Origin of the sequence: Hylemonella gracilis (assembly GCF_004328645.1) — a bacterium.
Lineage (GTDB): Bacteria > Pseudomonadota > Gammaproteobacteria > Burkholderiales > Burkholderiaceae_C > Hylemonella > Hylemonella gracilis_B.
In genome coordinates this window covers 1134437-1161068 of sequence record NZ_CP031395.1, presented here as the reverse complement: position 1 = coordinate 1161068, position 26632 = coordinate 1134437, and the positions used below count along the sequence as shown (strand labels likewise).

Genomic DNA, 26632 nt, shown 5'->3' with positions numbered 1-26632 from the left:
CGGAAAATCATTTGAGCAATTTGTGCTCGACCAGCTTCTTGCGCAAGGTGTTGCGGTTCAGACCCAGCCACTCGGCGGCGCGCGACTGGTTGTGCTCGGCGTGCGCCATCACCACCTCCAACAGCGGTTTCTCGATCACGCGCACCAGCATGTCGTACATGCCATCGGGCTCGGCGCCCCGCAGGTCCTTGAAATACCCTTCCATGCTGTTGCGCACGCATTCTTCGATCTGCTTCTTGCTCATTTTTTTGGACTCATTGTTCTTGGCTCATCCGTACTCTCTCTCGCATTCCTTCCCGCGCTTCTCCCCGGTTCACAGGCTCACACGGGCGCTTCTTCCTCCACGGGCCCAGGCAGCACGGCATCCGCCGCCGGCAATCGGTCCATCACGGACCCCAGTTCGTCAAAATAATCCGCCACGGCCTGCCACTGGGAACGGCTGTCGTCCAGGGCGTTCATGCGGGCGCGGAAGGCCTCGCCCCCGGGCAAACCACGCACATACCAGCCGATGTGTTTACGCGCGCTTCGAACGCCTGTGGTCGCGCCTGGATGTCCGCCAGTGCTTGAGCTTGCGTTCAGCCCCCCAGCCAGGCCCACGGTCCAGCTTTCGTCGCCGTACAGCGCGTAATGCTCCAACAGGTGGTCAAGCAGCAAACGCTGGACCTCGGCCACCAGCGGTGGGGCCAGGTGCTCGCCCGTGGCCAGGTAATGCGCGACCTCGCGGAAGATCCAGGGCCGGCCCTGCGCGGCGCGGCCGATCATCACGGCATCGGCGCCCGTGTGGGCCAGAACCGCCTGCGCCTTCTCGGGTGAGGTGATGTCGCCGTTGGCCACCACGGGCACCCGCACGGCGGCCTTGACCGCAGCAATCGTGTCGTACTCGGCCTGGCCGCCGTAGCCCTGCTCGCGTGTACGGCCATGCACCGTCAACATGCGGATGCCCGCGCCCTCGAAGGCCCGGGCCAGCGTCACCGCGTTCTTGTTCGACTGACACCAACCGGTGCGCATCTTGAGCGTGACGGGAACCCCATGGGGTTCGCAAGCGGCGACCACGGCTTCGGCGATTTCCAGCGCCAGGGCTTCGTCTTGCATCAGCGCCGAGCCCGCCCACTTGTTGCAGACCTTCTTGGCAGGGCAGCCCATGTTGATGTCGATGATCTGCGCGCCGCGTTCGACGTTGTAGGTCGCGGCCTCGGCCATCATGGCGGCATCCGTGCCGGCGATCTGCACGGCGATGGGGCCGGGTTCGCCGGTGTGGTCGGCGCGGCGACTGGTCTTGAGGCTGTTCCACAGCTCCCTGCGCGACGTCACCATCTCGCTGACCGCGTAGCCCGCGCCCAGGGCCTTGCAGAGCTTGCGGAAAGGTCGGTCCGTCACCCCGGCCATGGGCGCGGCGAACACATTGTTCGGCAGCAGGTGCGCACCGATGCGCACGCCGGGGACGGAGCCGGAGTTCATGCGGGAACAGGAAAAAAGAATCTGGGAGGGCGGAGGCGAAGCGGCGGATTCTATCTGCTCAAATTTTCAGCAGTTGGAATCGGCCGCGCAAGCCACGGCACCGCGTGCGCTTTCGCACGCTTTCCCCTACTTGCACCTGCGTGCTTTCTATACTGCGCCCCATGATGGAGCAACTCAATGTGGCGCTGCAGCAATTGCTGGCCTGGCTGGCCCTGCCAGAGTTCGGCCTCAGCACGCTGTTCGTGATCGCCTTTGTGTCCGCCACCCTGTTGCCCATGGGCTCGGAACCCGCCTTGGTGGGTCTCTTGCACCTGAATCCAGAACTGTTCTGGCCCGCCATCGTCGTGGCCACGGTGGGCAACACCCTGGGCGGCGCGCTGAACTGGTGGCTGGGCTACGGCACCCACCGGGCCGTGGACAAGCTGCGCCATGACCACGCCAGTATGCAGGCGCACGCCCAGGCTCAGTCGCGCGCGCACCTGCGCGCACTGGTCTGGCTGGAACGCCTGGGCCCCAAGGCCTGCCTGCTGGCCTGGCTGCCCATTGTCGGCGACCCGCTGTGCGCGGTGGCAGGCTGGCTCAAGCTGCCCTTCTGGCCCTGCGTGGCCTACATGGCCCTCGGCAAGTTCCTGCGCTACGTCACGATGACGGTGGCCCTGCTGTGGCTGATTCCGGAATCGCTCAAGTTGCTGTGATCAGCCCGGCGAACCCGGACTGATCAGGCAGCGAGCCGGCGCCGGACCAGACGCCACAGCGGTGGCGCGAACAGCAGCACGAGAGCAACGGCCATCAGCGTGCCCGACAGCGGGCGCGTGAAGAAGGTGAACCAATCCCCCTGGCTGATGATGAGCGCCTGCCGCATGGACTGCTCGGCCATGGGCGCGAGGATCAGCCCGACGATCAGCGGCGCGGCCGGAAAGTCGAAGCGCCGCATCACGAAACCGAGGAGGCCGAAGGCAAACAGCAGGCCCACGTTGAACACCGAATTGCTCGCGCCGTAGACGCCCGCGATGGACACGATGATGATGCCCGCGTACAGCCAGGGCGGCGGGATCTTGAGCAGCTTGACCCACAGGCCCACCAGCGGCAGGTTGAGGATGAGCAGAATGACGTTGCCGATGTAGAGGCTGGCGATCAGCGTCCAGACCAGCGCACCCTGCTGCGTGAAGAGCTGCGGGCCGGGTTGGATGCCGTAGCCCTCGAAAGCCGACAGCATGATGGCCGCGGTGGCCGACGTGGGGATGCCCAGGGTCAGCAGCGGCATGAGCACGCCGGCCGCCGCCGCGTTGTTGGCGGCCTCGGGCCCGGCCACGCCCTCGATGGCGCCCTGGCCGAATTCCTCCGGGTGGTTGCTGAGCTTGCGCTCGGTGTAGTACGAAAGCATGGTCGGCAGCTCGGCGCCACCGGCCGGCATGGCCCCGATGGGGAAGCCGTAGAGCGCGCCACGCAGCCAGGCCTTCCAGGAACGCCCCCAGTCCTGCCGGCTCAGACGCAGGCTGCCCGTGAGCTTCATGACCTCGGCGTTGCGCGATTCACGCCCTTGCCAGGCGAGGTACAGCGCCTCGCCCACCGCGAACAGCCCCACGACCACCACCGTCACCTCCAGCCCGTCCAGCAGTTCGGCGCGGCCGAAGGTGAAGCGCGGCTGGCCGGTCTGCAGGTCGATGCCGACCAAGCCCGCCAGCAGGCCGAGGAAGAGGCTGATCAGCCCGCGCAGCACCGAGTTGCCCAGCACGGCCGACACGGCGACCAGGGACAGCACCATCAGGCTGAAGTACTCCGCCGGGCCGAAGGCCAGCGCGGCCTGCACCACCCAGGGCGCGAAAAAGGTCAGCGCCAGCGTGCCGATGGTGCCCGCCACGAAGCTGCCGATGGCCGCCGTCGCCAGCGCCTGGCCCGCGCGTCCGCGCCGCGCCATCTTGTTGCCTTCCAACGCCGTGACCACCGAGCCCGATTCACCCGGCGTGTTGAGCAGGATGGAGGTGGTGGAGCCTCCATAGGCCGCGCCGTAGTAGATGCCCGCGAACATCACGAACATGCTGGTGGCCGGCACCTGGTAGGTCAGCGGCAGCAACAGCGCGATGGTCAGCGCCGGGCTGATGCCCGGCAGCACGCCCACCAGCGTGCCCAGAAAACAGCCGGCGAAACCCCAAAGCAGGGTCGTGGGTTGCAACGCGCTGGCAAACCCGGCCAGCAGGGCCTCAAATCCTTGCATGCTTGCTCCGAAAAATCAGGCCGACGCCGCGGCGTCGGCCAGGTCGGTCCAGGGCCAGCTCAACGCCGGGCCCAGGCCCACGCCCAGCAGGTAGGCCAGCACGAACCAGAAGAAGGCCGCAATGCCCAGGCAGATCAGGGCCGAGCGCCAGGCCGAACGGCCGATGACCGGCGCGTCGAAAGCCCGGGCCACGCCCATGCCGCACAGCGCCGCGGGAACGATGAAACCCAGCGGCTGCACCAGGGCCATGAAAAGCACACCACCGCCCAGCAGAAACAGCAGGCGCCGGTCACCCCCAGGCAGGGGCTCGTGGTCTTCGATCTGGCTGTCGTCCACCTGGCGGCCGCGCCAGGCGCTCCAGCCATAGGCCAGGGCCAGCACGGCCAGCATGCCCACCACCACGCCCGGCACCAGCACCGGACCAACCGCCATCTGGATCATGGACTCGGGGATGGCCGTGACCTGCCAGGCGGCAGCGACCGCCAGCGCCGCCAGCAGCATCGCCAAGACCCAGGGCGTGAAGCGCGCACGCCGGCGTGCCGCGCCCGATGCCGGACGCTTCGAAGCAGATGCGGTCATCAAGCCAGTCCCAGGTCCTTCATGACGGCCTCGGTCGCGCGGATGTCGTCGGCAAGCTGCTTGTCGAAGGCCGGCGCGGTCAGGAAGACGTCCGTCCACTTGCGCGTTTCCAGCTCCTTCTTCCAGGCCTCGGAATCGTGCAGGCGGGTCATGAAACTCACCAAGGCATCGCGCTGCGCGGCGCTGATGGCCGGGGGCGCGAACACGCCGCGCCAGTTGGCCGCCGTCACCGGCACGCCCAACTCGCTCAGGGTGGGCACGTTCACGCCGGGAATGCGCTTGTTGCCGGACACGGCCAGCGGGATCAAACGCCCGGAGCTGATGTGCTCTTCGAACTCCGAGTAGCCCGAGATGCCCGCCGACACCTGACCGCCCAACAGCGCGGCGTTGGCTTGACCGCCGCCAGAGAAGGCCACGTAAGCCGCCTCGCGCGGGTTGCGGCCCAGGGCCTGGATGATCAGGCCCAGCAGCACGTGGTCGGTGCCGCCCGCGCTGCCACCGGCCACGGGCACGGCGCGGGGGTTGGTCTTGAGCGCGGTCTCCAGTTCCTTCCAGGTCTTGATCTGGCCGCTGGCGGGCACGGCGACCACGCCGGCCTCCTCGGTCAGGCGCGCGATCGGCGTGACGTTCTTCATGGTCACCGGGCTCTTGTTGGCGATGGCCGCGCCCACCATGACGGAGCCCCCCACCATCAAGTTATCGCCCTTGCCCTTGCGCTGGTTCACGTAGCGCGGCAGGCCCACCATGCCACCCGCGCCGGCCACGTTCTCGAAGGGCATGTTGCCCACCAGGCCCGCGGCCTTGGCGGCGCGCTCGATGGCGCGCGCAGTGCCGTCCCAGCCGCCGCCAGGCGCGGCGGGCACGAACATGTTGAGGGACTCGAACAGGGGCTTGCCCTGGGCCCAGACGGGCAGGGCCAGGCCGGTACCGGCGGCCAGACCCAGGCCGAGGAATTCACGTCGCTTCGCTTGCATCGTCGTCTCCTGTGTAAGAATCAAAAAAACCTTCGCAGGACCTTGCCTGCAGCCCCGGGATTCTGATCCTGCGGCCCGGCCCAGGCTTTCAAACACCTGTCAGAACCCCCCGGTGCATACCCTGACAACCCGTCTCCTGCTCGTCGAAGACACCCCCGATCTGGCGCTCTGGCTGGGTGCGGCCCTGCGCCAGAACGGCGCGGACGTGGAATTTGCGCGCGATGGCGACGAAGCCCTGGACCTGTTGCGCGGCGGTGGCGATTTCGACGCCGTGCTGCTGGACCTGAACCTGCCCGGCCGCGACGGCCTGTCGGTGCTGCAGGAACTGCGCGAAGGCGGCAACGCCGTGCCCGTGATGATCCTGACGGCGCGCGCCAGCGTGCCCGACCGCGTGCTGGGCCTCAACCTCGGCGCGGACGACTACCTGCCCAAACCCTTCGACCTGAGCGAACTGGAAGCACGGCTGCACGCCCTGCTGCGCCGCCCGGGACGCATGCGGTCGATGCGCCTGCGCCTGGGCCCGCTGGAGATGGAACGCGAATCGGGCCAGGTCACCCTGCACCAACTGGTGCTGGCGCTGACCCCGCGCGAAACCGCCGCCCTGCGCGTGCTGCTGGAACACCCTGGCCGCGCCGTCGGCAAGGACGCGCTGCACCGCGCCGTCTTCCCCGACGAATCGGCCGAACTGGAGGCCGTGGAAGTGCTGATCCACCGCCTGCGCAAGAAGCTCGACACCGCGCCGCGCCCATCGGGCCAAGGGGCGGCCCCCACGGTCAGCACCATCCGTGGCCTGGGCTATCTGCTGACACTCAAGGACAGCGCCCCCTCGTCATGACCACCACCGCCTCGCTGCGCGCGCGGCTGCTGGGCTGGATCCTGCTGCCGCTGGTGGGCCTGAGCGCGCTCAACGCCTGGATCAGCTATGGCAACGCCGTCGACGCCAGCAACGAGGCCTATGACCGCGCGCTTTACCTCGCCAGCCGCGCGCTGGCGGAGGAACTGTCCTGGCGTCAGGGCGGCCTGCAGTTGCAGGCGCAACGCGCGGCCGGTTACCTGCTGGAGAACCACACCGGCTCGCGCCTGTATTACCGCATCGCCGACGCCCAGGGCCAGGGGCTGGCCGGTCAGGACGAGCTGCCGGGCCCTCGGCCTGCGGCGCCGGTGCAGGTGCACTACCACGCCCTGGTGCAATTCGACGACGGGCACTTCCGCGAGCAACCGGTGCGCCTGGCCCACCTGACCCACGTGCTGGAGGACGAACAAGGGCAGACCCGCATCCTCAAGATCAGCGTGGCCGAAACCCTGGAAACGCGCCAGCAGATGGTGCAGCACATTCTGCGCGACACCCTGGGCCAGCAGGCCCTGCTGCTGCTGGCCGCGGCGCTGCTGGTGGTGGTGGGCGTGCAGCGCGGCATCCGCCCGCTGGAGAGCTTCCGCCAGCGCCTGGCGCAGCGCGCGGACGACGACCTCGCCCCGATCGAACCCCCCGGCCTGCCGCGCGAGCTGCATCCGCTGGTGGACACGCTCAACAGCTACCTGGCCCGCCTGGGCCGGCTGATCGACATCCGCAAGCGCTTCCTCGACAACGCCGCGCACCAGCTGCGCACGCCGCTGACCGTGCTCAAGACCCAGCTCACGCTGGCCCAGCGCGAGGCCACCACGGACCGCGAGACGTTGCTGACCGCCGCGCGCAAGACCACCGACGACGCGGTGCGTCTGACCGAGCAGTTGCTGGCCATGACCCGCGCCGAACACGCGCGCGAGATGTACCCCCACGAACCTCTGGACCTGGTGGCGCTGGCGCGTCAGGTCACCCAGGATTTCCTGCCGCGCGCCGTGCAACGCGACGACGACCTCGGCTTCGAGGCACTGGTGCCCTCCTGCACGGTGCAGGGCTCGACCGCCCTGCTGCACGAAGCCCTGGGCAATCTGCTGGACAACGCGCTGCACCATGCCCCGCCGGGCACCCGCGTCACGGTTCGCGTGGGCCCCCACTGGGTCGAGGTGGAAGATGGCGGGCCGGGCATCGCCGCCGAACACCGGGCCCATGTGTTCGAGCGCTTTTACCGTGCCGCGCCCGCCGCGGTCAGCGGCAGCGGCCTGGGTCTGGCCATCGCGCGCGAGATCGCCAAGCAGCATGGCGCCCAGCTCAGCCTGCAAAGCCCCTTGCCCACGGGACCGGGCACGGTGTTTCGCATGACTTTCGCCACCGATGCAGGCTGAGACCGGTCCACGCCCTGGCCTCGGGCAGCGCCACCGGGAACGGCTGCACCCAACGGGCCGCGCGGCGTCATACTGCGGGCCCTTGCCATGACCACTTCCAGCACCTCCCCCTCTGCCACCCCCGCCGCCGCCGCGGCGCTGCGCGCACTGCTGTTCGGCAACTTCGTGATCGGCGTGGGCGTGATGGTGGTGCCCGGCACGCTCAACGACATCAGCGCTTCGCTGGACGTGTCCATTCCGCAGACCGGCCTGCTGATCACCGTGGGCGGCGTGCTGATCGGCCTGGGCGCGCCCCTGGCCGCTGGCCTGGTGGCGGACTGGGACCGGCGGCGCCTGCTCGCACTCTCGTTGCTCTGGTACGGCGTCTTCATGGCGGCCAGCGCCTGCGCGCCCAGCTACGGCTGGCTGCTGGTGCTGCGCGCCCTGGCCATGATGCCGCCCGGCATCTTCACGCCGCAGGCCGCCGCCAGCGTGGGCCTGCTGGTGCCGTTGGCACAGCGCGGGCGCGCCATCACCACCATCTTTCTGGGTTGGTCGCTGGCCTCGGTGCTGGGCATGCCGCTGTCGGCCTGGATCGGCGGCATCTTGGGCTGGCGCTGGGCCTTCGGGCTGGTGGCGCTGCTGGCCTTGGTGGGTGCGGCCTGGGTCTGGCGGGTGCTGCCCGACGGCGTGCGCCCACCCCCGATCTCGCGCCAGGGCTGGGCACAGACCCTGCGCTCGCCCGCGCTGATGGGGGTGGTGGCCGTGACGCTGTTCTATTCCTTCAGCCAGATGACGCTGTTCGCCTACTTCGCGCCCTACCACGAGCAAATGATGGGCATGGGTGCGAGCGCGCTGGCGCTGCTCCTGCTGTGGTTCGGCGTGTTCGGGCTGGCGGGCAATCTGCTGCTGTCGCGCCAGATCGACCGCCTGGGCCCGGCGCGCGCCGTGGCCATCACGCTGGCCGGCATCGCCCTGAGCCTGGCCCTGTGGCCGCTGAGCCGGGCCTTCGGTGCGCCCTCGTTCTGGCTGCATGCGCTGATCGCGCTGCCCTGGGCCATCTGCGGCTTCGCCTGCAATTCAGCGCAACAGGCGCGATTGGTGCAACTGGCTCCCGCGCTGGCCTCGGCCACGATCGCGCTCAATTCCTCGGCCATCTACGCCGGCCAGGCTCTGGGTGCGGCCCTGGGCGCCAGCCTGATCGCCCAGGGGCTGCTGGCGAACCTGCATGTCTACGGGCTGGGACTGATCCTGATCGGACTGGGCTTGAGCCTGTGGGCCGGCCGGCGCGCGGGCGCGGTGCAAGGCGCAGCGCGCTAGCCCAACGCGCCCGTCACATCGGGCGAGCGCCTCGGCACCGCCTCAGCGCGCCCAGTCCGTGCCCACCACCAAGGTGGCCACCATGCGTGACAGTCCCTGGGCGTCGATCTCGTCGAAGCGGGCCAGTTCCGGGCTGTCCAGGTCCAGCACGCCGAGGAACTGGTCACCAGCCCGCAGCGGCAGCACCAACTCGGAACGCGAGGCGCTGTCGCAGGCGATGTGGCCAGGGAAGGCTTCCACGTCCGGCACGATCTGCACCTGCCCCGTCGCGGCGCAGGTGCCGCAGACACCCCGGCCGAAGGGAATGCGCACGCAAGCCACCTTGCCCTGGAAGGGACCGAGCACCAGGGTCTCGCCCTGGGCCAGGTAAAAGCCGGCCCAGTTCAAGTCCGGCAAGGCCTGGTATAGCAAGGCGGAGAACTGCGCCAGGTTGGCGATGCGGTCACGCTCGCCCTCGAGCAGGCTCTGGAGCTGGGCACTCAGCAATTCATACGCCGCGCGCTTGGCGGCCGGGGTGGACATGTCGAGTTGGTCAGCGACGGTGAAGCTCATGGGATCTCGGGTTCCTTGTACGTCCGCAGTTTCGTTGGCGGTCTCGTCCGCGATTGCGCAGATGCGCAGCGAAACCCGCACTATATGATCGGATCGGCTTGTCCGAGACACACACGCGGTCACCGCGCGGAAAAAATGAAACTCACTTTCCTGGGCGCCGCCGGCACCGTGACCGGCTCGCGTTACCTGCTGGAACACGAGGGGCGCCGGCTGCTGGTCGATTGCGGTCTGTTCCAGGGCTACAAGAACCTGCGCGAGTTGAACTGGGAGGACTTCCCCTTCGACCCCGCGACGCTGAACGCGGTGGTGCTGACCCACGCCCACCTGGACCATTCCGGCGCCCTGCCCTTGCTGCTGCGACGCGGTTTTCGCGGCCCCATTCACGCCACGCCCGCCACGATCGAGCTGTGCCACCTGCTGCTGCCCGACAGCGGCCACCTGCAGGAAGAAGACGCGGCCTACGCCAACCGGCATGGCAGCAGCAAGCACCACCCGGCCCTGGCGCTGTACACCGAAGAGGATGCGCGGCACAGCCTGCGTTACCTGCGGCCGCTGGACTTCGGCGTGAGCGAGGAAGTGCTGCCTGGCCTGCACGTCACGCTCGCACCCGCCGGGCACATCCTCGGGGCGGCGCACGCGACCTTTTCGGACGGCCGCACCAAGATCCTCTTCTCAGGCGATGTGGGCCGCGAGGACGACCTGATCATGGAGCCCCCCACACCGCCCGAGGCGGTGGACTGCATGGTGGTCGAATCCACCTACGGCGACCGCGTGCACCCGGCCGTGGACAACCAAGCGCTGCTGGGCGAGGTCATCCAGCGCACGGCCAGCCGCGGCGGCAGCGTGGTGATCCCGGCCTTCGCGGTCGGGCGCGCGCAGGCCCTGCTGGTGCTGATCGCGCGGCTGAAAGCCGCCCACGCCATTCCCGATCTGCCCGTCTTCCTCGACAGCCCCATGGCCATCGACATGACGGGCATCTACCAGCGCCACCACAAGCTGCACCGGCTCAGCCCAGAAGAAAGCCAGCGCATGTGCCACGTGGCGAAGATGGTGCGCACCACCGACGAATCCCGCGCGCTCAACGAAGTGCGCTACCCCTCCATCATCATCTCGGCCAGCGGCATGGCCACCGGCGGCCGGGTGCTGCACCACCTCAAGCGCCTGGCGCCGGACCATCGCAACACCGTCGTGCTGGCCGGCTACCAGGCCGGCGGCACGCGCGGCGCGCGCATCGCTGCGGGGGAAAAGATGATCCGCATCTTCGGCCAGGACGTGCCCCTCAACGCCGAAGTCACCCAACTGCCCGGCATGTCGGCCCACGCCGACGCGCCGCAATTGCTGCGCTGGATGGGCGCCGCGCCCCGGCCGCCGAAACAGGTCTTCCTGACCCATGGCGAGCCCGAGGCGGCGGACCAACTGCGCCAGCGGATTGAACGGGAGCTGGGCTGGCGCGCGAGCGTGGCGCGGATGGGGCAAGAGGTGATGCTGGGGTAGGACACTGAGTCGAACGGCATCGATGGGTGGGGAACGCGCCATCGCCTGCCGGAGCAGCCACTCAACTCATGCTGGGCTGAACTTCGCCAGAGCTACCGACCCGCCGCCTTACCCATCGGCAAATCGCGCAGCGCCAGGGCCAGCTCCTCGGCGTGCCAGACCTCGATCTTTTGCGCCGCGGCATAGGGCTGGGCCTGCTCGCTGAGCGGAGCCAGCGCGATGTACAGCGCTTGTTCGGCCTCGCTGGCCTCGCGTGCGGCCTGCAGCGCACGCAGGCTTTCAACGCCGGTGCGCGCTGACTTCCAGCGGCGCGCGCTGACCAGGGTGCGTCGCCCCTGGCGTTCCAACACAAAGTCGAAGTCTTCCGTCTTGCCGCGTTGCACCGTGTGGCCTTGGCGTTGGAAGGCCTGTGCCAGCAGATCGGCGAAAGCCGGCCAGGACATCGCCGCGACGGCGTCGTGGGTTTGCGCCACGCGTGCGGCGCTGGGTCGGCCCCATTGACGGATCGCCGCCATGACCGCGATCACGACGAAGGGCAAGCCCGACAGCGCACCGACGACGCGGACTTCGTCCGGCAGCAAGGCAAAGCTGATCAAGCCCAGCAGGACACCGATCAGCAGGCTGATCCACCAAGGCGAGCGCAACAGGATTGCGAACAGCGAGTTCTTCGCCATCTTTAGCTTCAAGAGGGGCTCCGTGAGGTGTAAGGGAGCGAGAGCGTAGCGCATGCCGAATCGCCCTCTAACGCGAGCAATGTTGGATTGCGCGTCACGGAGCCAGGCATGCCGTCTGCACGATCTGTTTGCAGGTCACGACCAGACCTCACAAATTAAGGCCATCATCAGTCCCCTCTGGCTCACGGCCCGACGCTGTGTCACAGCGTCGGCCTAAACCTTAAGCGCACGCAGACACTCACTGCATTTCCTGTCGATGTTATCCAGACGCCGCGACAAATTGCTGTCCAGCAATTGAAACTGGTCTTCTCTCAGTTTTTTCTGTTTCTGCAAACGCTCTGGCATAGCCAGGTCATCGTAAGCAGCCCATTGTTTTTTAAATTCTGGATGGTTGTGTGGCTCCGCGATGAAGTCCTCAATCACCTTAGGCAAGAAATGCGCAAATTGCACGTGCAGATACAGCACTGCCTGTACCGCTTCAGATGATCGCAGTTCATGCATAGGAATGTTCGACAGCGCATCTGCGAGTGCATTGGTCACTTGCCGGTGATAGATGTTGTGAATGTTGGCATCCACACCAGTCTCAGCATCTGATTGCTGGATCACCTTCCGTATCTGCGCCGAAAAGTCCTGCGCTGCCTGAACTACGGCTCCTATGGCTTGGCTCTTCTCCAACTGCTCCGCGCGCCTGGTGGCATCTCCAATCCAGAAAGCACCGATGATGGCCAACACCGAGCCACCGGCTTGAATCCATTCGGGGATGTGCTCGTGCTTCTCCCACTTCAGGTACATCAAGCCGATGCCCAGGGCCGCGAGCAAAAACCAAAATGCTGGGTGTCGCAACATTTGCCCGGACCAAATGGCAGGGCGCCGCAACTTTTCGCACAAGCGCTTCATACGGACACCTCGCATCCCTTAGAAACATCGCGGATCGGCTCATCGCCCGTGAGGAACTCAAGCGTCCTCGGTCGCGTGGAAGTTCTACGCCTTGCTGAGTGACAGCAGGCCCTTGGCCTGCTGCCTCAGTTCAGGAACTGAACAAGAAGTTCATCACGTCGCCATCCTTGACGACGTACTCCTTGCCTTCGGCGCGCATCTTGCCCGCGTCCTTGGCGCCCTGCTCGCCTTTGTGGGCGATGAAGTCGTCGAAGGCGATGGTCTGGGCGCGGATGTAGCCCTTCTCGAAATCGGTGTGGATCACACCGGCCGCCTGCGGCCCGGTGTCGCCGACGTGGATGGTCCAGGCGCGCACTTCCTTGACGCCGGCCGTGAAGTAGGTCTGCAGGCCCAGCAGCTTGTAGGCCGCGCGGATTAGGCGGTTCAGGCCGGGCTCTTCCTGGCCCAGCTCCTGGAGGAATTCCAGGCGGTCGGCGTCGTCCATCTCGGACAGCTCGGCCTCGATCTTGGCGCAGATGGCCACCACGGGCGCGTTCTGCGTGGCGGCGTATTCCTTGAGGCGATCGAGGTAGGGGTTGTTCTCGAAACCGTCTTCGCTGACGTTGCCGACGAACATGGCAGGCTTGGCCGTGATGAAGAAGAACTGCTTGAGCAGGGGCAGCTCTTCCTTGCTGAAGTCCACCGTGCGCACGGGCTTGCCCTGGTCCAGCGCGGCCTGGCATTTCTCCAGGATGGCCACCAGCTTGATCGATTCCTTGTCGCCGGAACGCGCTGTCTTGGTCACGCGGTGCAGCGCCTTCTCGACCGCACCCAGGTCGGCCAGGCAGAGTTCGGTCTGGATCACCTCGATGTCGGCGATCGGGTCCACCTTGCCAGCCACGTGGATCACGTTGTCGTCGGAAAAGCAGCGCACCACGTTGACGATGGCATCGGTCTCGCGGATGTGAGCGAGGAATTTGTTGCCCAGGCCCTCGCCCGTGCTGGCCCCGGCCACCAGGCCCGCGATGTCCACGAACTCCACGATGGCCGGCACGATGCGCTCGGGCTGGACGATCTCGGCCAGTTGCTTCAGGCGCGGGTCCGGCACCTCGACCACGCCCACATTGGGCTCGATGGTGCAGAAGGGGTAGTTTTCAGCGGCGATGCCCGCCTTGGTCAGTGCATTGAAGAGGGTGGATTTGCCGACGTTGGGCAGGCCGACGATGCCGCACTTGAGACTCATGGTGTTCCTTGCTTGAGGGGCGGTATTTTAAAGGGGGCGGTTTTCGCCGTCCGGTCTCGCAGTCCATGCCCGTCAAACAGGCAGCCCAATGGCAAGCCAGCAGGGGCGCGGTCCGCGCGACTTGTTCATGCACTTGTCCACAGCTTTAGCCACGGAGACGCTGGATAAGTCGGCCGGTTTGCGGCGCGTCCGGTTGTTGCCCTATGCTGGCGTCTTCCATCAGGCAGAGACGTCATGAAGCAGAACAAGCACGGTTCAGGAGCAAGGCGATGAAACCCGGCCGCGTCTGGCTGGCTGGAAGCCTTTGTCTGGGGCTGTGGCTCGGGCCTATGAACGTCCGTGCGCAGGACGTCACGCCTGCGCAGATCGGTGTGGTCGTGATGCACGGCAAGGGCGGGCGCCCGGACCGTCTGGTCGGGGAATTGGCCGCCCATCTGCAGGCGCGCGGCTTCCTCGTGCGCAACCTCGAAATGCCCTGGTCGGGCCGGCGGAATTACGACGCCAGCCCCGACGAAGCGCAAGCCGAAGTGGCGCAGGCCTGGGTCGGGCTGCAGGGCGACGGCGCGACACGCCTCTTCCTGGTGGGGCACAGCCAGGGCGGTCTGTACGCCCTGCATCTGGGCGCGCGCCTGCCGCTGCTGACCGGTGTGGTGGCCGTTGCGCCGGGCGGCAACGTCGGGAGTGTCGCCTACGAGGAGCAAATCGGCGTCGAACGGGCACGTGCCAGGGCCTCGGTCGAGGCGGGACGCGGCGCGGAGATCGACGCATTCGCCGACTACGAGGGCAGCAAGGGCAAGAGCACGGTGCGCACGCGCGCCGAAATCTATTGGGCCTGGTTCGACCCACAGGGCGTGATGAACCAGGAGCGCGCGCTGCGGGCCCTGCCGGCGCGGATGCCGGTGCTCTACATCGCGCCCACCGGGGACTACCCGGCACTGCAGCGGGTCAATCCGCGCTTGTATGCCCTGCTGAGCCCGCAAGCACTGACGCGACTGCTGCAACCCGCAGCCAGCCACGCCCAGGCGCCGACCGTGGCGCGCGAGGCCATCGCGAACTGGCTGGTCGAAGTCGCGACGGCGAGCCCAGCCCTACACTGAGCTGAACGGGCACGTCACCTCAGAACGCGTAGTCCGCCCGCACTCCCTGCCCCACCTTGAGCAGGCGGTCCACGCCGCCGGTCACGATGGCGTTCATACCAAAGGTGATGGCGCCGTTCAGGCGCGCGTCCTGCCGGTAGGCCTGCAAGGTGTCGCTGACCGAGGGATGGCTTTGCGCCGTGTCCGGATCGATGTTAGGAATGGGGCAGCGCGAGCAGGGCTTGACCGGGGTGAGCTGCACCTCGCCCTCGTCCGTCTCGATGGTGATGGGCCCCACGCGGTCTTCGTCGTGGGCCTCCCAGCCGTCGATGACGAGGTTGGGGCGAAAGCGTCGGATGTCCACCAGCGGCTGGCCAGCGGCCTGCAGGCGGGCATTCAGATCGTCCAGCGCCGACTGGCTCACGACCAGGAGCGGGTACCCGTCGGAGAACTGGTTGGGCGCCTCCACGCCGCCCGTCCATTTCAGGCTGGACAGCCGGCGGTGCTCGGGATCGAAACGCGCCAGGCGGTAAGGGCGGCCCGAGCCACCGGGTGCCAGGAAGTCCGAGAACCACTGCGCGGCCAGATCGCCCATGTCGTAGGCCGCCACCTCGTCCTGCCAGACCCGCACGCGGGTGGGTGCTTCCACCGTGTCCACGCGCAGGTGCAAGGCCAGCATGCCGGGCGCGCGCAGCAGCAGTTCACCGCCGCCGCCCATCACATCGCCCTTGAAGGCGGTCTGGATCAGGGCCATGCGCGGCAGCTCACGCTGGGTGAGGAATTCACCCGCCTCGTCCACGACCATCCAGGCCCGGTCCAGGTCCAGGCCGGTTTCGGTCAGCAGCGCCTCGGGCAAGGCCAGGCCCGCGCAGGATTTGACGGGGTACACATGGAGGCTGGAAATCCGCCCCGTGACATCGGAGGTTTGCATGGGATTGATTGTGCCTTGCCGTCTGGGGTCGGGCCCGGCTTCTACAATGCCCCTCAGCTATGGCATCCCCCTCCTCAGCCCTGGACATCTTCATCAGCGGTGACGGCATCGTCGGCCGCAGCCTGGCCCTGTTGCTCGCGCGTGAAAAGCTGCGCGTGGGCCTGAGCGCCGCGCCGCCCCTGCCACCGGGCGGGCAGGCCGACATCCGGGCCTACGCCCTCACTCCCGCCTCGCGTGCGCTGCTCGAGAGCATCCGCGCCTGGCCCGAGGACGATACGCTGGCCACGCCCGTACTGGCCATGCAGGTGCATGGCGACGAAGGCAGCGAGCTGAACTTCAGCGCGGCCCTGCACGGCCCGAATCGGCGAGACCTGCAGGGCGCGCCCGCGCTGAACTGGATCGTCGACGCCACCGTGCTCGAAGACGGCCTGGCCACGGCGCTGCGCTACCAGCCGCAGATCGAGCGAGTGGCGCCTGGCCAGGAAGCCAAGGCACCGCTCACCGTGATCTGCGAGGGCCGCGCCAGCGCCACGCGCGCCGCCCTGGGCGTCGACTACGACTCGGCGCCGTATGGCCAACATGCGCTGGCCGCCCGCGTGCGCTGCGAACGACCGCATGGCCAGGTGGCGCGGCAATGGTTTCTGCGCGACGAAACGGCCGGTGAGGTGCTGGCCCTGCTGCCGCTGGGCGGGCCGCAAGGCGACACCGTGGCCGTGGTCTGGTCCGTCTCGCCCCAACGTGCCGCGTTCTTGCAGGACCTGGCCCCCGAGGCCTATGCCGAAGCCTTGGCCACGGCCTGCGGCCAGGCACTGGGCACGATGCAGCTCGTGAGCGAACGCCGGGCCTGGCCCCTGGTGCGGGCCCAGGCCCGGCATTGGGCCGGCAACGCCGCCCAGGGGGCCTGGGTGCTGGCGGGCGACGCCGCGCACGCCGTGCACCCGCTCGCGGGCCAAGGCCTGAACCTGGGCCTGGCCGACGTGGCCGAGCTGGCCCGCGTGCTGCGCGAGCGCGAGGACTGGCGCGGCGTGGCCGACCCCAAACTGCTGCGCCGCTATGAACGTGCCCGCAAGGCCGACATGCTGCCGCTGGACCTGGGCATGGACGCGCTGCAACGCCTCTACACCCGCGAAGGCCCGTTCTGGAACCGCTTGCGTGCCTGGGGCCTGCGCGGGGTGGAACACAGCGGCTGGCTCAAGCACTGGCTGGCCCGCCAGGCCATGGGCGCCTGAATGGCGCGCGACAACACACGCATGAAAGCAAGCCCCACGATGACACCGTCCTTTTCTTCGCGCGCAGTTCGCGGTGCCCCTCCGCTGCTCGCGGCCCTCTCCGGCCTGGCGCTCGCTCTGGTACTGGGCCTGACTCCGCCGCAGCCCGCGCAGGCCCAGTCCAAGGCACCTGCGGCCAAAACCGCGCAGGAACCCGCCACCGCCGCGACCATCCGCAAGAACCTGAGCGCGCGCCTGCCGAAGATGCCCGCCATCGACGAGGTGCGCGCCTTGCCACTGGCGGGCGGCACCAGTCTGTACGAGATCCGCGTGGGACAAGACATCTTCTACACCGATGCTCAGGGGCAGCACCTGATCCAGGGACAGATCATCGACCTGCAAAGTCAGCGCAACCTGACCGAGGAGCGCACGGAGCAATTGTCGGCGGTGCGTTACCAGGATCTGCCTTTCGATGACGCCTTCACCATCCGCCACGGCAAGGGCGAACGCCAGCTCGCGGTGTTCTCCGACCCGGAATGCGGCTACTGCCGCAGGCTGGAGCGTGAGCTGGCCGACATCGACAACGTCACCATCCACGTCTTCCTCTACCCCGTGTTGGGTCAGCAGTCCACTGAGAAGGCGCAGGCTGTCTGGTGCACCGCCTCGGATCAGCGTGCCCGCACTTGGCAGGACTGGATGCTCAAGGGCACGCCCCCGGCCGCGCAAGCCAACTGCTCGCAACGCACGCTGGACGCGCTGGCGCGTAACCTGGAATTCGGCCGCAAGCACCGCATCCAGGGCACGCCCACGCTGTTCTTCGCCAACGATGTGCGTGCGCCCGGCGCGCTGAGTGCGCGCCAGATCGAACAGCAATTCGCCAGCGTCGCGGCAAAGAAATAAACCACTTCGCGCCGCCTGAACCCGCCGTCCAGCAGATCTCGGCATTTTTATCGCCACGCCCTCCCCAGGCGCATGCCTTCCCGTCCCGACCCCATGGCCCGTTCCTCCCACACTGCCCGCCAGCCCCGCACTCGGACCACCGCCACGCCGTCCCAAGCGGCCGTGGCCTTCCAGGTCGAGCTGGAGGACCCGCGCGCCCACCTCTACCGCGTCACGCTGAGCATCGCCGAGCCTGCGGCGCAGCAGCGCGTCAGCCTGCCGGTCTGGATTCCGGGCAGCTACCTGCTGCGCGAATTCGCCAAGCACCTGCAGGAACTCACGGCGCGGCAGGGCAAGAAAACACTGGCACCACGGCAGTTGGACAAGTGCAGTTGGTCGATCGCCTGTGACCCGGCGCAGCCGCTGCTGCTGAGCTACCGCGTCTACGCTTACGACAATTCCGTGCGCACCGCCTGGCTGGACATGCAGCGGGGATTTTTCAACGCCACCAGCCTGTGCCTGCGCGTGGAAGGACACGAAGACCAGCCGCATGGGCTCGTGGTGTCTCGCCCTTCAGGCGCCGACAAGGAAGCGATGGGACCTTGGCAAGTCGCCACGGGCCTGACACCGCTGGCGGTGGACAAACAAGGCTGGGGCAGCTACCGCGCCGCCGATTACGACGAGTTGGCGGACAGCCCGGTGGAGATGGGCACGTTCTGGCGCGGCGACTTCAAAGCCTGCGGCGTGCCGCATCGTTTCATCGTCGCGGGTGCGCCGCCCAGCTTCGACGGCGCACGCCTGCTGGCCGACGCGCAACGCATCTGCGAGACGGAAATCCGCTTCTGGCACGCCCAGGGCCGCGCCGGCGGCACAGTGCAAGCGCCCCCGTTCCAGAACTATGTCTTCATGCTCAACGCCACCGACGACAACTACGGTGGCCTGGAACACCGCAACAGCACCGCACTGATCTGCGGCCGACGTGACCTGCCGCGCCTGGGCCAGAAGCCGGGCGAGGGTTACACCACCTTGCTCGGCCTGATCAGCCACGAGTACTTCCACAGCTGGAACGTCAAGCGCCTGCGCCCCACCGAGTTCGCGCGCTACGACTACACACGGGAAAACTACACGGAGCTGCTCTGGTTCTTCGAAGGCTTCACCAGCTACTACGACGACCTGCTGCTGCGCCGCGCCGGTCTGATCGACGACAGCACCTACCTGCGCCTGCTCAACAAGAACATCAACCAGTTGCTGCAGACGCCGGGGCGCCTGGTGCAGACCGTGGCCCAGGCCAGCCTGGACGCCTGGGTCAAGTACTACCGCGTGGACGAGAACACGCCCAACGCCACGGTCAGCTATTACGGCAAGGGCGCGCTGGTGGCTCTGTGCATCGACCTCACACTGCGCGCCGAGACCGGGCACAAGCAGTCACTGGATGACGTGATGCGCGCGCTGTGGCACCGCTGCAAGGCCGGCCCGATGGCCGAGGCCGATGTGCTGGCCGTGCTGCAGGAACTCAGCGGCCAGAGCTGGAAAAAGGAATTCCAGCAATGGGTCCACGGCACCCGCGAACTGCCCTTGCGGGACCTGCTACAAGGACAAGGCATCGCCATCCACGATGATCCAGCCCAACTGGCGCAGCGCCTGGGCCTGCGCGTGACGGAAAACAACGGCGCCGTGCAGATCAAGACCGTGCTGCGCGGTGGCGCGGCCGAGCAGGCGGGTTTCGCGGTCGGTGATGAGTGGTTGGGGGTGGAGACCCAGGGCAAGGCTGGCACGAGCAAGTCCGCAAAAGGCGAAGCAAGCGCGAACACCAGTGCCTGGCGGCTGCGCAAGCTGGACGACCTGCCGCTCTACGCAGGCGAGCAGCTCTCGCTCACCGCCCTGATCGCCCGCGACCAGCGCATCCTGCGCCTACCGCTGACCCTGCCTAAGACCAGCACCACTTGGCGCTTGGCGATAGAGGCTCAGGACAAGGTCAAGCGCTGGCTGGACTGACCTCTTTTGATCCGGGCCGCCGCCAATCACTGTGCCGGGGCCGGGCTCAGGCTTCAGCCAGATAAGCCGCGGCCGGCGTCGACAGCGACTGTTTCACCTGACGCGTGATCTCGTCGGCCAGCACCTCCAGCGCACCCGCTTCCAAGCCCTCGTAAGCCAGGCGCACGATGTCCTGCGGCGTGGCCTTGGGCACTTCCATGCCGCGGGTCAGGTCCGTGTCGACAAACCCCATGTGCAGGGCCGTGACCTGGGTGCCTTGCTCGCGCAATTCGTGGCGCAGGCCATTGGTCAGGGCCCAGGCGGCGGACTTGCTGGCACCGTAGGTGCCGAGAACCGGGCGGTTGATCCAGCTCGCGATGGACAAGACGTTGAGCAGCGCGCCACCACCGTTCTTGGCCAGCACAGGGGCAAAGGCCTGAGCCATGTGCAGCATGCCGAAGAAGTTGGTTTCGAGCTGACGGCGCGTGGCAGACAGATCCGTGTCGGCGAGGAAACCACCGGGGTTGGCGATACCCGCGTTGTTGACGATCAGGTTCACGTCACCGTACTCGCGCGCGACGGCCGCCACCTGCGCTGGGTCGGTCACGTCCAGGCGCACCGGCACGACGCCGTCGAGGCGCACGCTCGCCGGGTCACGCGCGGCAGCGTAGACACGGCGCGCGCCTCGTGCCAGGGCCTGCTTGGCGAATTCCCGGCCGATGCCGCGATTGGCGCCGGTGATAAGAACAACGGATTGGGCTAGTTTCATGTTTCACTCCAGATTTATATGACGATCGTCATATTCAAGAACCAACAAAAATGCGCAGATCTCTGCGCGGCGAAGAAACCTTCAGGATGCAGGGGTGGGATCGAACTGTTCGAGCAGGAAGCGCCGCGCAACCGCCAGATGCTTGCGGCCCTGGGCGTTCGGGCCCAGAGTGCGAGCGATCTGCAGGGCACCGATGAGCTGGCTGGCGATCACGCCCGCCGTTTCCTCGGACGGGTCGGGCCCCAGCACAGCACGCACGTCGGCCACCAACTCGCGCACGCGCGCCACCGCGGCCTCGCGCACCGCGTCCGCCTGGCGCGGCATTTCGGAAGCCAGGGCCGCCACGGCGCAGCCGTGCTCGGGGGCATTAAGGTGTCGTTCGGACAGGTAGTTCTCGACCAAGGTGCGGAAACGGCTGAAGCCTCGTGCCTGGCCCTGGTCCAAGGCGTCTTGCATGCGGGCATGAGCGTCATGCCCGGCCCGTTCCAGCGCCTCGGCGATCAGGGCATCGCGCGAGGCGAAATGGGCGTAAAAGCCACCATGGGTCAGCCCGGACTGTTTCATGATGTCCGCCACACCAACCCCGGCAAAACCGCCACTGCGCAAAGCGCGCGCCGCCGCATCGACGATGCGGTCATGCGTCTGTTGCTTGCGGCTGGGAGCGAGTGGCATGGGGTGGTCTGGTATTGCGTAATGGGCGAATCATAGCACAAATATGACGTTCATCATATTTCAAATCTCATGAGGCCGAGGTACCGGCGTCAGCAACCACTTCCTATACTGCCGGGGCTGTATCCGACCGGAAACCTGCCATGCGCGCCGCCGTTGACCTCGCCCAGTCCTACCGTCTCCTCAACCATGGCCCCACGGTGCTGGTGAGCGCCGCGCACGGCGGCCAGCGCAACATCATGGCCGCCGCCTGGAACATGGCACTGGACTTCGCCCCGCCCAAGATCGCCGTGGTGCTGGACAAGAGCACGTACACGCGGGAGCTGGTCGAAGCCTCCGGCCATTTCTGCATCAACGTGCCCTGCCGCGCGCAGGCCGGTGTGGTGCTCGCGCTGGGCCAGCTCTCTGGCCGTGAGTTGCAGGCGGACGCCGAGGGCGGGGACAAGTTCGCACGGTTCGGCCTGAACACCTTCGCGGCCAGCCATGGCGAAGCGCCGCTGCTTCAAGGCTGCGTGGCATGGCTGGAATGCAGGTTGATGCCCGAACCACGCAACCAGCAGCTCTACGACCTGTTCATCGGCGAAGTGGCGGCCGCCTGGGCCGATACGCGGGTCTTCGCGGATGGCCATTGGCGGTATGACGACCGTAGCGACCCGGCCCTGCGCACGCTGCACTACGTGGCCGGTGGGCATTTCTTCGCGATCGGCGAAGCGTTCGAGGCGCAGGCAGCTCGCCCGCAGCGCTGACGCCCACGCGGCAAGACAACGTGGCCGCTGGCAGAAGCCCGTCGGCGTGTGTCACAGAAGTTCAGGGTCCAAGCTGCCAGGGCATGACCCCGGCGGCAGATCACTCGCCAGCGTGAAGTCGGCAAAGTCGAAACCGGGACCGACCGTGCAACCCACCAGGGCATAGTCGCCCAGACAGCGTGCGGCCTGCCAAGCATCGGCGGGCACGGTGCGCACGGGCAGGACATCGGCCTCCGCGGCCGTGGCGCTGGCCGATACCCCCACCGGCCCGAGCAGCCAGCCTCGCACCTGCCGCTGCCCAGGCGGCAACACCCGCAGTTCCAAGAGTCCACCTTCGTAGTGGTGCCAGACCTCGTCGGCCCCGCGCACCCGGTGCCAGCGGCTCACGGCGCCCTGGGGCAGCAGAAAGAAGATGGTGGTCAGGGCGGAACGGGACGCGCCATCGCCGCGGCGGATCTGCTCCCCAGAGCGGAAGACCTCACGGTAGTACCCACCTTCGGGATGCGGCTGCAGTCCGAGGCGATCAATCAGGGCCTGGACGCGTTCAGAGGAAGTCATGCCGTGCCTGTCGTTGTCTTGCGGCCGCCTGGTTTGGTCTGTTCGTCCGGGCCTGAGTCTCACGCCTTCAGCGTGACCTTCTTGAACTTGCGCTTGCCCACCTGCAGCACATAGACCCCTGCGCCGAGTTTGAGGCCTTTGTCGCTGACAGTGTTGCCATCCACCCGCACGCCGCCGCCGTCGATGAGGCGGTTGCCTTCGCCGGACGAGGCCACCAGGCTCGCCTGCTTGAGCAAAGCGGCGATGCCCACGGGCGCGCCGCCTTCCAGGGTCAGAGTCTGCTCCTCGACCTCGTCCGGAATGCCGCCCTTGCTGCGGTTGATGAAGTCCTGCTCCGCGGCCTCAGCCGCCTGCGCGCCGTGGAAGCGCGTGGTGATTTCCTTGGCCAGTGCCACCTTGGCATCCTTGGGATTTCGGCCGGCTTCGACTTCCTTCTTCAGCGCGGCGATCTCGGCCAGGGACTTGAAGGACAGCAGGGTGTACCAGTCCCACATCAGCGCGTCGCTGATGGACAGCACCTTGGCGTACATGGTGTTGGCGTCCTCGCTGATGCCGATGTAGTTGTGCTTGCTCTTGGACATCTTGTCCACGCCGTCCAGGCCCACGAGCAGGGGCATGGTCAGGATGCACTGCGGCTCCTGGCCATGCTCCTGCTGCAGGTGGCGGCCCATGAGCAGGTTGAACTTCTGGTCGGTGCCGCCGAGTTCCAGGTCGGACTTGAGCGCCACCGAGTCATAGCCCTGCATCAGCGGGTAGAGGAATTCGTGCACGCTGATGGGCGTGCCGGCCTGGTAGCGCTTGGTGAAGTCGTCGCGCTCCATCATGCGCGCCACGGTGTACTTGGCGGCGAGCTGGATCATGCCCATGCTGCCCAGGGGCAGGCACCATTCGCTGTTGTAGCGGATCTCGGTGCGCTGCGGGTCCAGCACCAGGCTGGCCTGCTTGTAGTAGGTCTCGGCGTTGGCCTTGATCTGCTCGGAGGTGAGCGGCGGGCGCGTGCTGTTGCGGCCTGAGGGGTCGCCGATCAGGCTGGTGAAGTCACCGATCAGGAAGATGACCTGATGCCCCAGGTCCTGCAATTGGCGCAGCTTGTTAAGCACCACGGTGTGGCCCAGGTGGATGTCGGGCGCGGTGGGGTCGAGGCCCAGCTTGATGCGCAGCGGGGTGTGCGTGGCCTCAGACCGGGCCAGCTTCTTGACCCAGTCGTCCTCGGGAATCAGTTCCTCGCAACCCCGCCGGGTCACGGCCAGCGCTTCGCGCACGCGATCGGTGACGGGGAAAGGAACGGCGGGAGCGGATGTGTTCATAGGGATTTTTCTACACCCCGGTTCAGAGGGGCCGATATACTGGTCGCGCCCCTGGCCGGGGCATGCCACGGCGGGCGCCGAGGGCGTGAGAAGCAGAAACAAGCGGCTGATTTTACGTGCCGCACACCCGCGTCCCCGGGAAACGGCACCCACGACAGACCGGCGGAATTGGCCCACCCTTTGCTAGCTTCTTGACGCGTCGCTCTGGCTGATTTGCCGCACCATCCTCCGACGAACGCCCCCCGTGATGTCCGCCTTGCCCTCCCTGTTCCAGCGCTTAAGCCGTCCCTTGCATGCCCGAGGGCGACTGCTGCTGCGCCACTGGAAACAGCGCTCGAGGCAGAGCTGGCGCCCCGCCCTGCTCGGGCTGAGCCTCGTGGCGCTGGGCCTGAGCGCGGGCGCTTATGCGGTGGCGGCTGTTGTCGTCTCGTTCGCACCCGATCCCGCCCGACTTCCGGTGCAGGAAGTCACCGCCGAGGTCCGGGCACTGCCCTTCGTCTCCCCATTCGCCACCGCCTCCGCGCCGGACATGCCGCGGTCCGCCAATCCGCCAGACAGCGGCGGTGCGGGGTACCGGTTCAATCTCTATCGTTCCGAACTGTCCCGCCCGCAGGACACCGCCGAAGGCCTGCTGTACCGCCTGGGCATCCATGACCCGCAGGCCGCCGTCTTCCTGAAGCGGGACATCCTCACGCACCGCCACCTGTTGGGACGCACGGGTCGCCTTTTGAGTGCGGAAGCGAGTGAGCGCAACACCCTGCTCAGACTGACGGCGCGCTGGAGCCCGAGCGACGACGGCAGCTTCGAACGGCTGATCATCGAACGGGCCGGTGATGGCTTCAGTTCCCACATGGAAAAGGCCATGCTGACGGCCTCGCTGCGCATGGCCAGTGGCGTCATCGAAAGCTCGCTTTTCGCCTCCACCGACCAGGCAGGCATTCCAGATGCCGTGGCCGTGCAATTGGCGGAAATCTTCTCCGCGGACATCGACTTCCACAGCGACCTGCGCCAGGGAGACCGTTATGCCGTGGTCTACGAAATGCTGGAAGGCGACGGTGAACCCCTGCGCGCGGGCCGGGTGCTGAGCGCTGAATTCATCAACGCAGGCAAGGCCTACCAAGCCGTCTGGTTCACCGAACCGAACGCGGACCTGCCAGCGCCCGTGGTGGCCGGCCAGCCGACCCAGACCACCGGCCGCAGCGGCTACTACAACCTGGACGGACAGAGCCTCAAGCGCGCCTACCTGGCTTCGCCCTTGGCTTTCTCGCGCGTGACCAGTGGCTTTCGCATGCGCTTGCACCCGATTCTCAAAACCTGGCGCGCGCACCTGGGAGTGGATTACGCCGCGCCCATCGGCACGCCGGTACGGGCCGTGGGCGACGGGGTGGTGGAGTTCGCCGGCGAGCAAGGCGGCTACGGCAAGGTGGTGATCCTGCGGCACCGCAACGGCCACCAGACTTTGTACGCCCACCTGAGCCGCATCCTGGTGCGGCACGGCCAGCGCATCGCGCAAGGCCAGACCCTGGCGGCCAGCGGTGCCACCGGCTGGGCCACCGGCCCACACCTGCACTACGAGTTCCGCATCAACGGTCAGCACCAGAACCCGTTGCTGATTGTTCGCCGCAGCGAATCGGCGCCGCCGGTGTCGGCGGCGAACCGCCCTGCCTTCGACCACATTGCCCAGCAAGCCCGGCTGCAGTTGGTCTCGGCCCAGTTGCTGGCGTCGCGCTGAACCGAACCCTCCCATTCATTGCATGAACGCTCTCTTCATCGGCCTGATGTCAGGCACCTCGCTGGACGGCGTGGACGGCGTGCTCGCCGAAATCACGCCCCACCCGGACCAGGACACCATCCGTGTGCTGCACCATGCGACCCGCCCCTTTCCCGCCGAGCTGGCCGCCGAATTATTGGCCCTGAACACCCCCGAAGGGCGCGATGAATTGCACCGCGCCGCACTGGCCGCGAACGGCCTGGTACGGGTCTACGCGGGCGTCGTGGGCGATCTGCTGCAGGCGACCGGCACCGCGCGCGAGGCCATCCGGGCCATCGGTGCGCATGGCCAGACCGTACGGCACCAGCCCGGGCCACGGCATGAGGGCCCGGGTGGCACGGGCTACACACTGCAGCTCAACAACCCGGCCCTGCTGGTGGAACTGACGGGCATCAGCGTGGTGGCGGACTTCCGCAGTCGTGATGTGGCCGCGGGCGGCCAGGGCGCGCCGCTGGTGCCGGCCTTCCACCAGGCGGTCTTCGGACCTGTCACTGACGCCGACGGCGCCGTGGCGGTGCTCAACCTCGGTGGCATGGCCAACCTCAGTCTGCTGCAGGGCAATGCGGTCGGAGGCTTTGATTGTGGCCCGGGCAACGCCCTGCTCGACGCCTGGTGCCAACGGCACCAGGGTCAGCCGTATGACGCCGGCGGACGCTGGGCTGCAAGCGGCCAAGTGAGCGAGGCGCTGTTGCGCGATCTGCTCGAGGAGCCCTTTTTCCATCAACTGCCCCCAAGAGCACGGGGCGCGACCTGTTCCATCCGGACTGGCTGCGGGCACGGCTGGTGCGGCATCCTCTGCTCAAGCCGGTGGACGTGCAGGCCACACTGACCGAGTTGACGGCGAGCAGCTGCGCCTCGGACCTGCTGCGTCACGCACCAGCTTGCCAACGCCTCTACGTCTGCGGCGGTGGCGCGCTCAACGACACGCTGATGCGACGCCTGCGCGCTTTGCTGCCCGGCGTGTCGGTGAGCAGCACCGATGCCGCCGGCCTGCCACCACTGCAGGTGGAGGCCACCGCCTTTGCCTGGCTGGCGCGCAAGTGCCTGGCGGGTGAAACGGGCAATCTGACCCGCGTCACGGGCGCGCGTCACGCGCGCGTGCTGGGCGCCATCTACCCCGTCTGATCCTCTCTGCCGGGCGCAAGCAACGTCGGCTT

Annotated in this window: 25 protein-coding genes and 1 pseudogene; 12 read left to right on the top strand and 14 right to left on the bottom strand. The window is 67.4% G+C overall.

The genetic code is table 11. The annotated features are described in order from the left end of the window. Window positions 1–7: 7 nt before the first annotated feature. Both DW355_RS05500 and dusB read right to left on the bottom strand, forming a co-directional pair. On the bottom strand, window positions 8–244 hold the full coding sequence (locus DW355_RS05500; RefSeq protein WP_131278314.1) for a helix-turn-helix domain-containing protein: 237 nt from the start codon (window positions 242–244) through the stop codon (window positions 8–10). A gap of 77 nt (window positions 245–321) precedes the next feature. Beyond that, window positions 322–1458, bottom strand: coding sequence for a tRNA dihydrouridine synthase DusB (gene dusB, locus DW355_RS05495; RefSeq protein ID WP_131278313.1), 1137 nt, complete (start codon window positions 1456–1458; stop codon window positions 322–324). Between the two features lie 161 nt (window positions 1459–1619). Between dusB and DW355_RS05490 the strand changes: the two genes are divergently transcribed. Then, window positions 1620–2153, top strand: a complete 534-nt coding sequence (locus tag DW355_RS05490; RefSeq protein WP_131278312.1) for a YqaA family protein — start codon at window positions 1620–1622, stop codon at window positions 2151–2153. Window positions 2154–2176: 23 nt separating this feature from the next. Here DW355_RS05490 and DW355_RS05485 read toward each other — a convergent pair whose 3' ends face one another. The 3 genes from DW355_RS05485 to DW355_RS05475 are packed head-to-tail and all read right to left on the bottom strand — an operon-like array spanning window position 2177 to window position 5226. Further along, the gene (locus DW355_RS05485) at window positions 2177–3673 is read right to left on the bottom strand and encodes a tripartite tricarboxylate transporter permease (RefSeq protein ID WP_131278311.1); all 1497 of its coding nucleotides are present in this window, start codon (window positions 3671–3673) and stop codon (window positions 2177–2179) included. 15 nt (window positions 3674–3688) lie between these two features. Then, a complete protein-coding gene (locus tag DW355_RS05480; RefSeq protein WP_131278310.1) occupies window positions 3689–4252 on the bottom strand; it encodes a tripartite tricarboxylate transporter TctB family protein in 564 nt (187 codons plus the stop codon). After that, on the bottom strand, window positions 4252–5226 hold the full coding sequence (locus DW355_RS05475) for a Bug family tripartite tricarboxylate transporter substrate binding protein (RefSeq protein WP_131278309.1): 975 nt from the start codon (window positions 5224–5226) through the stop codon (window positions 4252–4254). The genes DW355_RS05480 and DW355_RS05475 overlap by 1 nt, the downstream gene beginning before the upstream one ends. Window positions 5227–5338: 112 nt before the next feature. Here DW355_RS05475 and DW355_RS05470 point away from each other — a divergent pair, with 112 nt between their 5' ends. The 3 genes from DW355_RS05470 (at window position 5339) to DW355_RS05460 (ending at window position 8748) form a co-directional block, all read left to right on the top strand. Further along, entirely contained in the window at window positions 5339–6061 is a 723-nt protein-coding gene (locus DW355_RS05470; protein WP_131278308.1) for a response regulator transcription factor, read from the top strand. Further along, complete coding sequence (locus DW355_RS05465; protein WP_131278307.1) at window positions 6058–7449, top strand: sensor histidine kinase; 1392 nt, start codon at window positions 6058–6060, stop codon at window positions 7447–7449. Before DW355_RS05470 ends, DW355_RS05465 begins: the two co-directional genes overlap by 4 nt. Before the next feature lie 87 nt (window positions 7450–7536). Further along, a complete protein-coding gene (locus tag DW355_RS05460) occupies window positions 7537–8748 on the top strand; it encodes an MFS transporter (protein WP_131278306.1) in 1212 nt (403 codons plus the stop codon). A 42-nt stretch (window positions 8749–8790) separates the two neighbouring features. On the opposite strand, the gene DW355_RS05455 is transcribed toward DW355_RS05460, so the two are convergent. Then, window positions 8791–9300, bottom strand: coding sequence for a GAF domain-containing protein (locus tag DW355_RS05455; protein ID WP_131278305.1), 510 nt, complete (start codon window positions 9298–9300; stop codon window positions 8791–8793). Window positions 9301–9435: 135 nt separating this feature from the next. Here DW355_RS05455 and DW355_RS05450 point away from each other — a divergent pair, with 135 nt between their 5' ends. Next, window positions 9436–10794 (top strand): MBL fold metallo-hydrolase, encoded by a 1359-nt coding sequence (locus DW355_RS05450; RefSeq protein ID WP_131278304.1) that lies wholly within the window; start codon window positions 9436–9438, stop codon window positions 10792–10794. A 92-nt stretch (window positions 10795–10886) separates the two neighbouring features. On the opposite strand, the gene DW355_RS05445 is transcribed toward DW355_RS05450, so the two are convergent. The 3 genes from DW355_RS05445 to ychF form a co-directional block, all read right to left on the bottom strand. Then, window positions 10887–11468, bottom strand: coding sequence for a restriction endonuclease (locus tag DW355_RS05445; protein WP_131278303.1), 582 nt, complete (start codon window positions 11466–11468; stop codon window positions 10887–10889). A 213-nt stretch (window positions 11469–11681) separates the two neighbouring features. Further along, a complete protein-coding gene (locus DW355_RS05440; RefSeq protein WP_165493127.1) occupies window positions 11682–12287 on the bottom strand; it encodes a hypothetical protein in 606 nt (201 codons plus the stop codon). A 208-nt stretch (window positions 12288–12495) separates the two neighbouring features. Beyond that, the gene (gene ychF / locus DW355_RS05435) at window positions 12496–13587 is read right to left on the bottom strand and encodes a redox-regulated ATPase YchF (protein WP_131278301.1); all 1092 of its coding nucleotides are present in this window, start codon (window positions 13585–13587) and stop codon (window positions 12496–12498) included. 269 nt (window positions 13588–13856) lie between these two features. On the opposite strand from ychF, the gene DW355_RS05430 reads away from it, so the two are divergent. After that, window positions 13857–14684, top strand: a complete 828-nt coding sequence (locus tag DW355_RS05430; protein ID WP_131278300.1) for an alpha/beta hydrolase — start codon at window positions 13857–13859, stop codon at window positions 14682–14684. Between the two features lie 19 nt (window positions 14685–14703). On the opposite strand, the gene DW355_RS05425 is transcribed toward DW355_RS05430, so the two are convergent. Then, window positions 14704–15594, bottom strand: coding sequence for an MOSC domain-containing protein (locus DW355_RS05425; protein ID WP_131278299.1), 891 nt, complete (start codon window positions 15592–15594; stop codon window positions 14704–14706). Between the two features lie 59 nt (window positions 15595–15653). Between DW355_RS05425 and DW355_RS05420 the strand changes: the two genes are divergently transcribed. The 3 genes from DW355_RS05420 (at window position 15654) to DW355_RS05410 (ending at window position 19676) form a co-directional block, all read left to right on the top strand. Beyond that, window positions 15654–16823 carry an FAD-dependent monooxygenase gene (locus DW355_RS05420; RefSeq protein ID WP_131278298.1) on the top strand — a complete coding sequence of 390 codons (1170 nt, stop codon included), beginning with the start codon at window positions 15654–15656 and terminating at the stop codon, window positions 16821–16823. A gap of 21 nt (window positions 16824–16844) precedes the next feature. After that, entirely contained in the window at window positions 16845–17702 is an 858-nt protein-coding gene (locus tag DW355_RS05415; RefSeq protein WP_242671304.1) for a DsbC family protein, read from the top strand. A gap of 93 nt (window positions 17703–17795) precedes the next feature. After that, on the top strand, window positions 17796–19676 hold the full coding sequence (locus tag DW355_RS05410) for a M61 family metallopeptidase (RefSeq protein ID WP_131282338.1): 1881 nt from the start codon (window positions 17796–17798) through the stop codon (window positions 19674–19676). 46 nt (window positions 19677–19722) lie between these two features. Here the strand turns inward: DW355_RS05410 and DW355_RS05405 are convergent, their stop codons facing one another. Together DW355_RS05405 and DW355_RS05400 are read right to left on the bottom strand one after the other, a co-directional pair. Next, window positions 19723–20424 (bottom strand): SDR family oxidoreductase, encoded by a 702-nt coding sequence (locus DW355_RS05405; protein WP_131278297.1) that lies wholly within the window; start codon window positions 20422–20424, stop codon window positions 19723–19725. Between the two features lie 81 nt (window positions 20425–20505). After that, window positions 20506–21096, bottom strand: coding sequence for a TetR/AcrR family transcriptional regulator (locus tag DW355_RS05400; RefSeq protein ID WP_131278296.1), 591 nt, complete (start codon window positions 21094–21096; stop codon window positions 20506–20508). 140 nt (window positions 21097–21236) lie between these two features. Here DW355_RS05400 and DW355_RS05395 point away from each other — a divergent pair, with 140 nt between their 5' ends. Further along, window positions 21237–21839, top strand: coding sequence for a flavin reductase family protein (locus tag DW355_RS05395; RefSeq protein WP_131278295.1), 603 nt, complete (start codon window positions 21237–21239; stop codon window positions 21837–21839). A gap of 51 nt (window positions 21840–21890) precedes the next feature. On the opposite strand, the gene DW355_RS05390 is transcribed toward DW355_RS05395, so the two are convergent. Both DW355_RS05390 and tyrS read right to left on the bottom strand, forming a co-directional pair. Beyond that, window positions 21891–22397 carry a cupin domain-containing protein gene (locus DW355_RS05390; RefSeq protein WP_131278294.1) on the bottom strand — a complete coding sequence of 169 codons (507 nt, stop codon included), beginning with the start codon at window positions 22395–22397 and terminating at the stop codon, window positions 21891–21893. Window positions 22398–22456: 59 nt separating this feature from the next. Continuing rightward, on the bottom strand, window positions 22457–23704 hold the full coding sequence (tyrS, locus tag DW355_RS05385) for a tyrosine--tRNA ligase (RefSeq protein WP_131278293.1): 1248 nt from the start codon (window positions 23702–23704) through the stop codon (window positions 22457–22459). A gap of 247 nt (window positions 23705–23951) precedes the next feature. Here tyrS and DW355_RS05380 point away from each other — a divergent pair, with 247 nt between their 5' ends. Both DW355_RS05380 and DW355_RS05375 read left to right on the top strand, forming a co-directional pair. Beyond that, window positions 23952–25436 (top strand): M23 family metallopeptidase, encoded by a 1485-nt coding sequence (locus DW355_RS05380; protein ID WP_131278292.1) that lies wholly within the window; start codon window positions 23952–23954, stop codon window positions 25434–25436. A 22-nt stretch (window positions 25437–25458) separates the two neighbouring features. After that, a pseudogene (locus DW355_RS05375) lies at window positions 25459–26600 on the top strand (anhydro-N-acetylmuramic acid kinase). The last annotated feature ends 32 nt before the right edge of the window (window positions 26601–26632 follow it).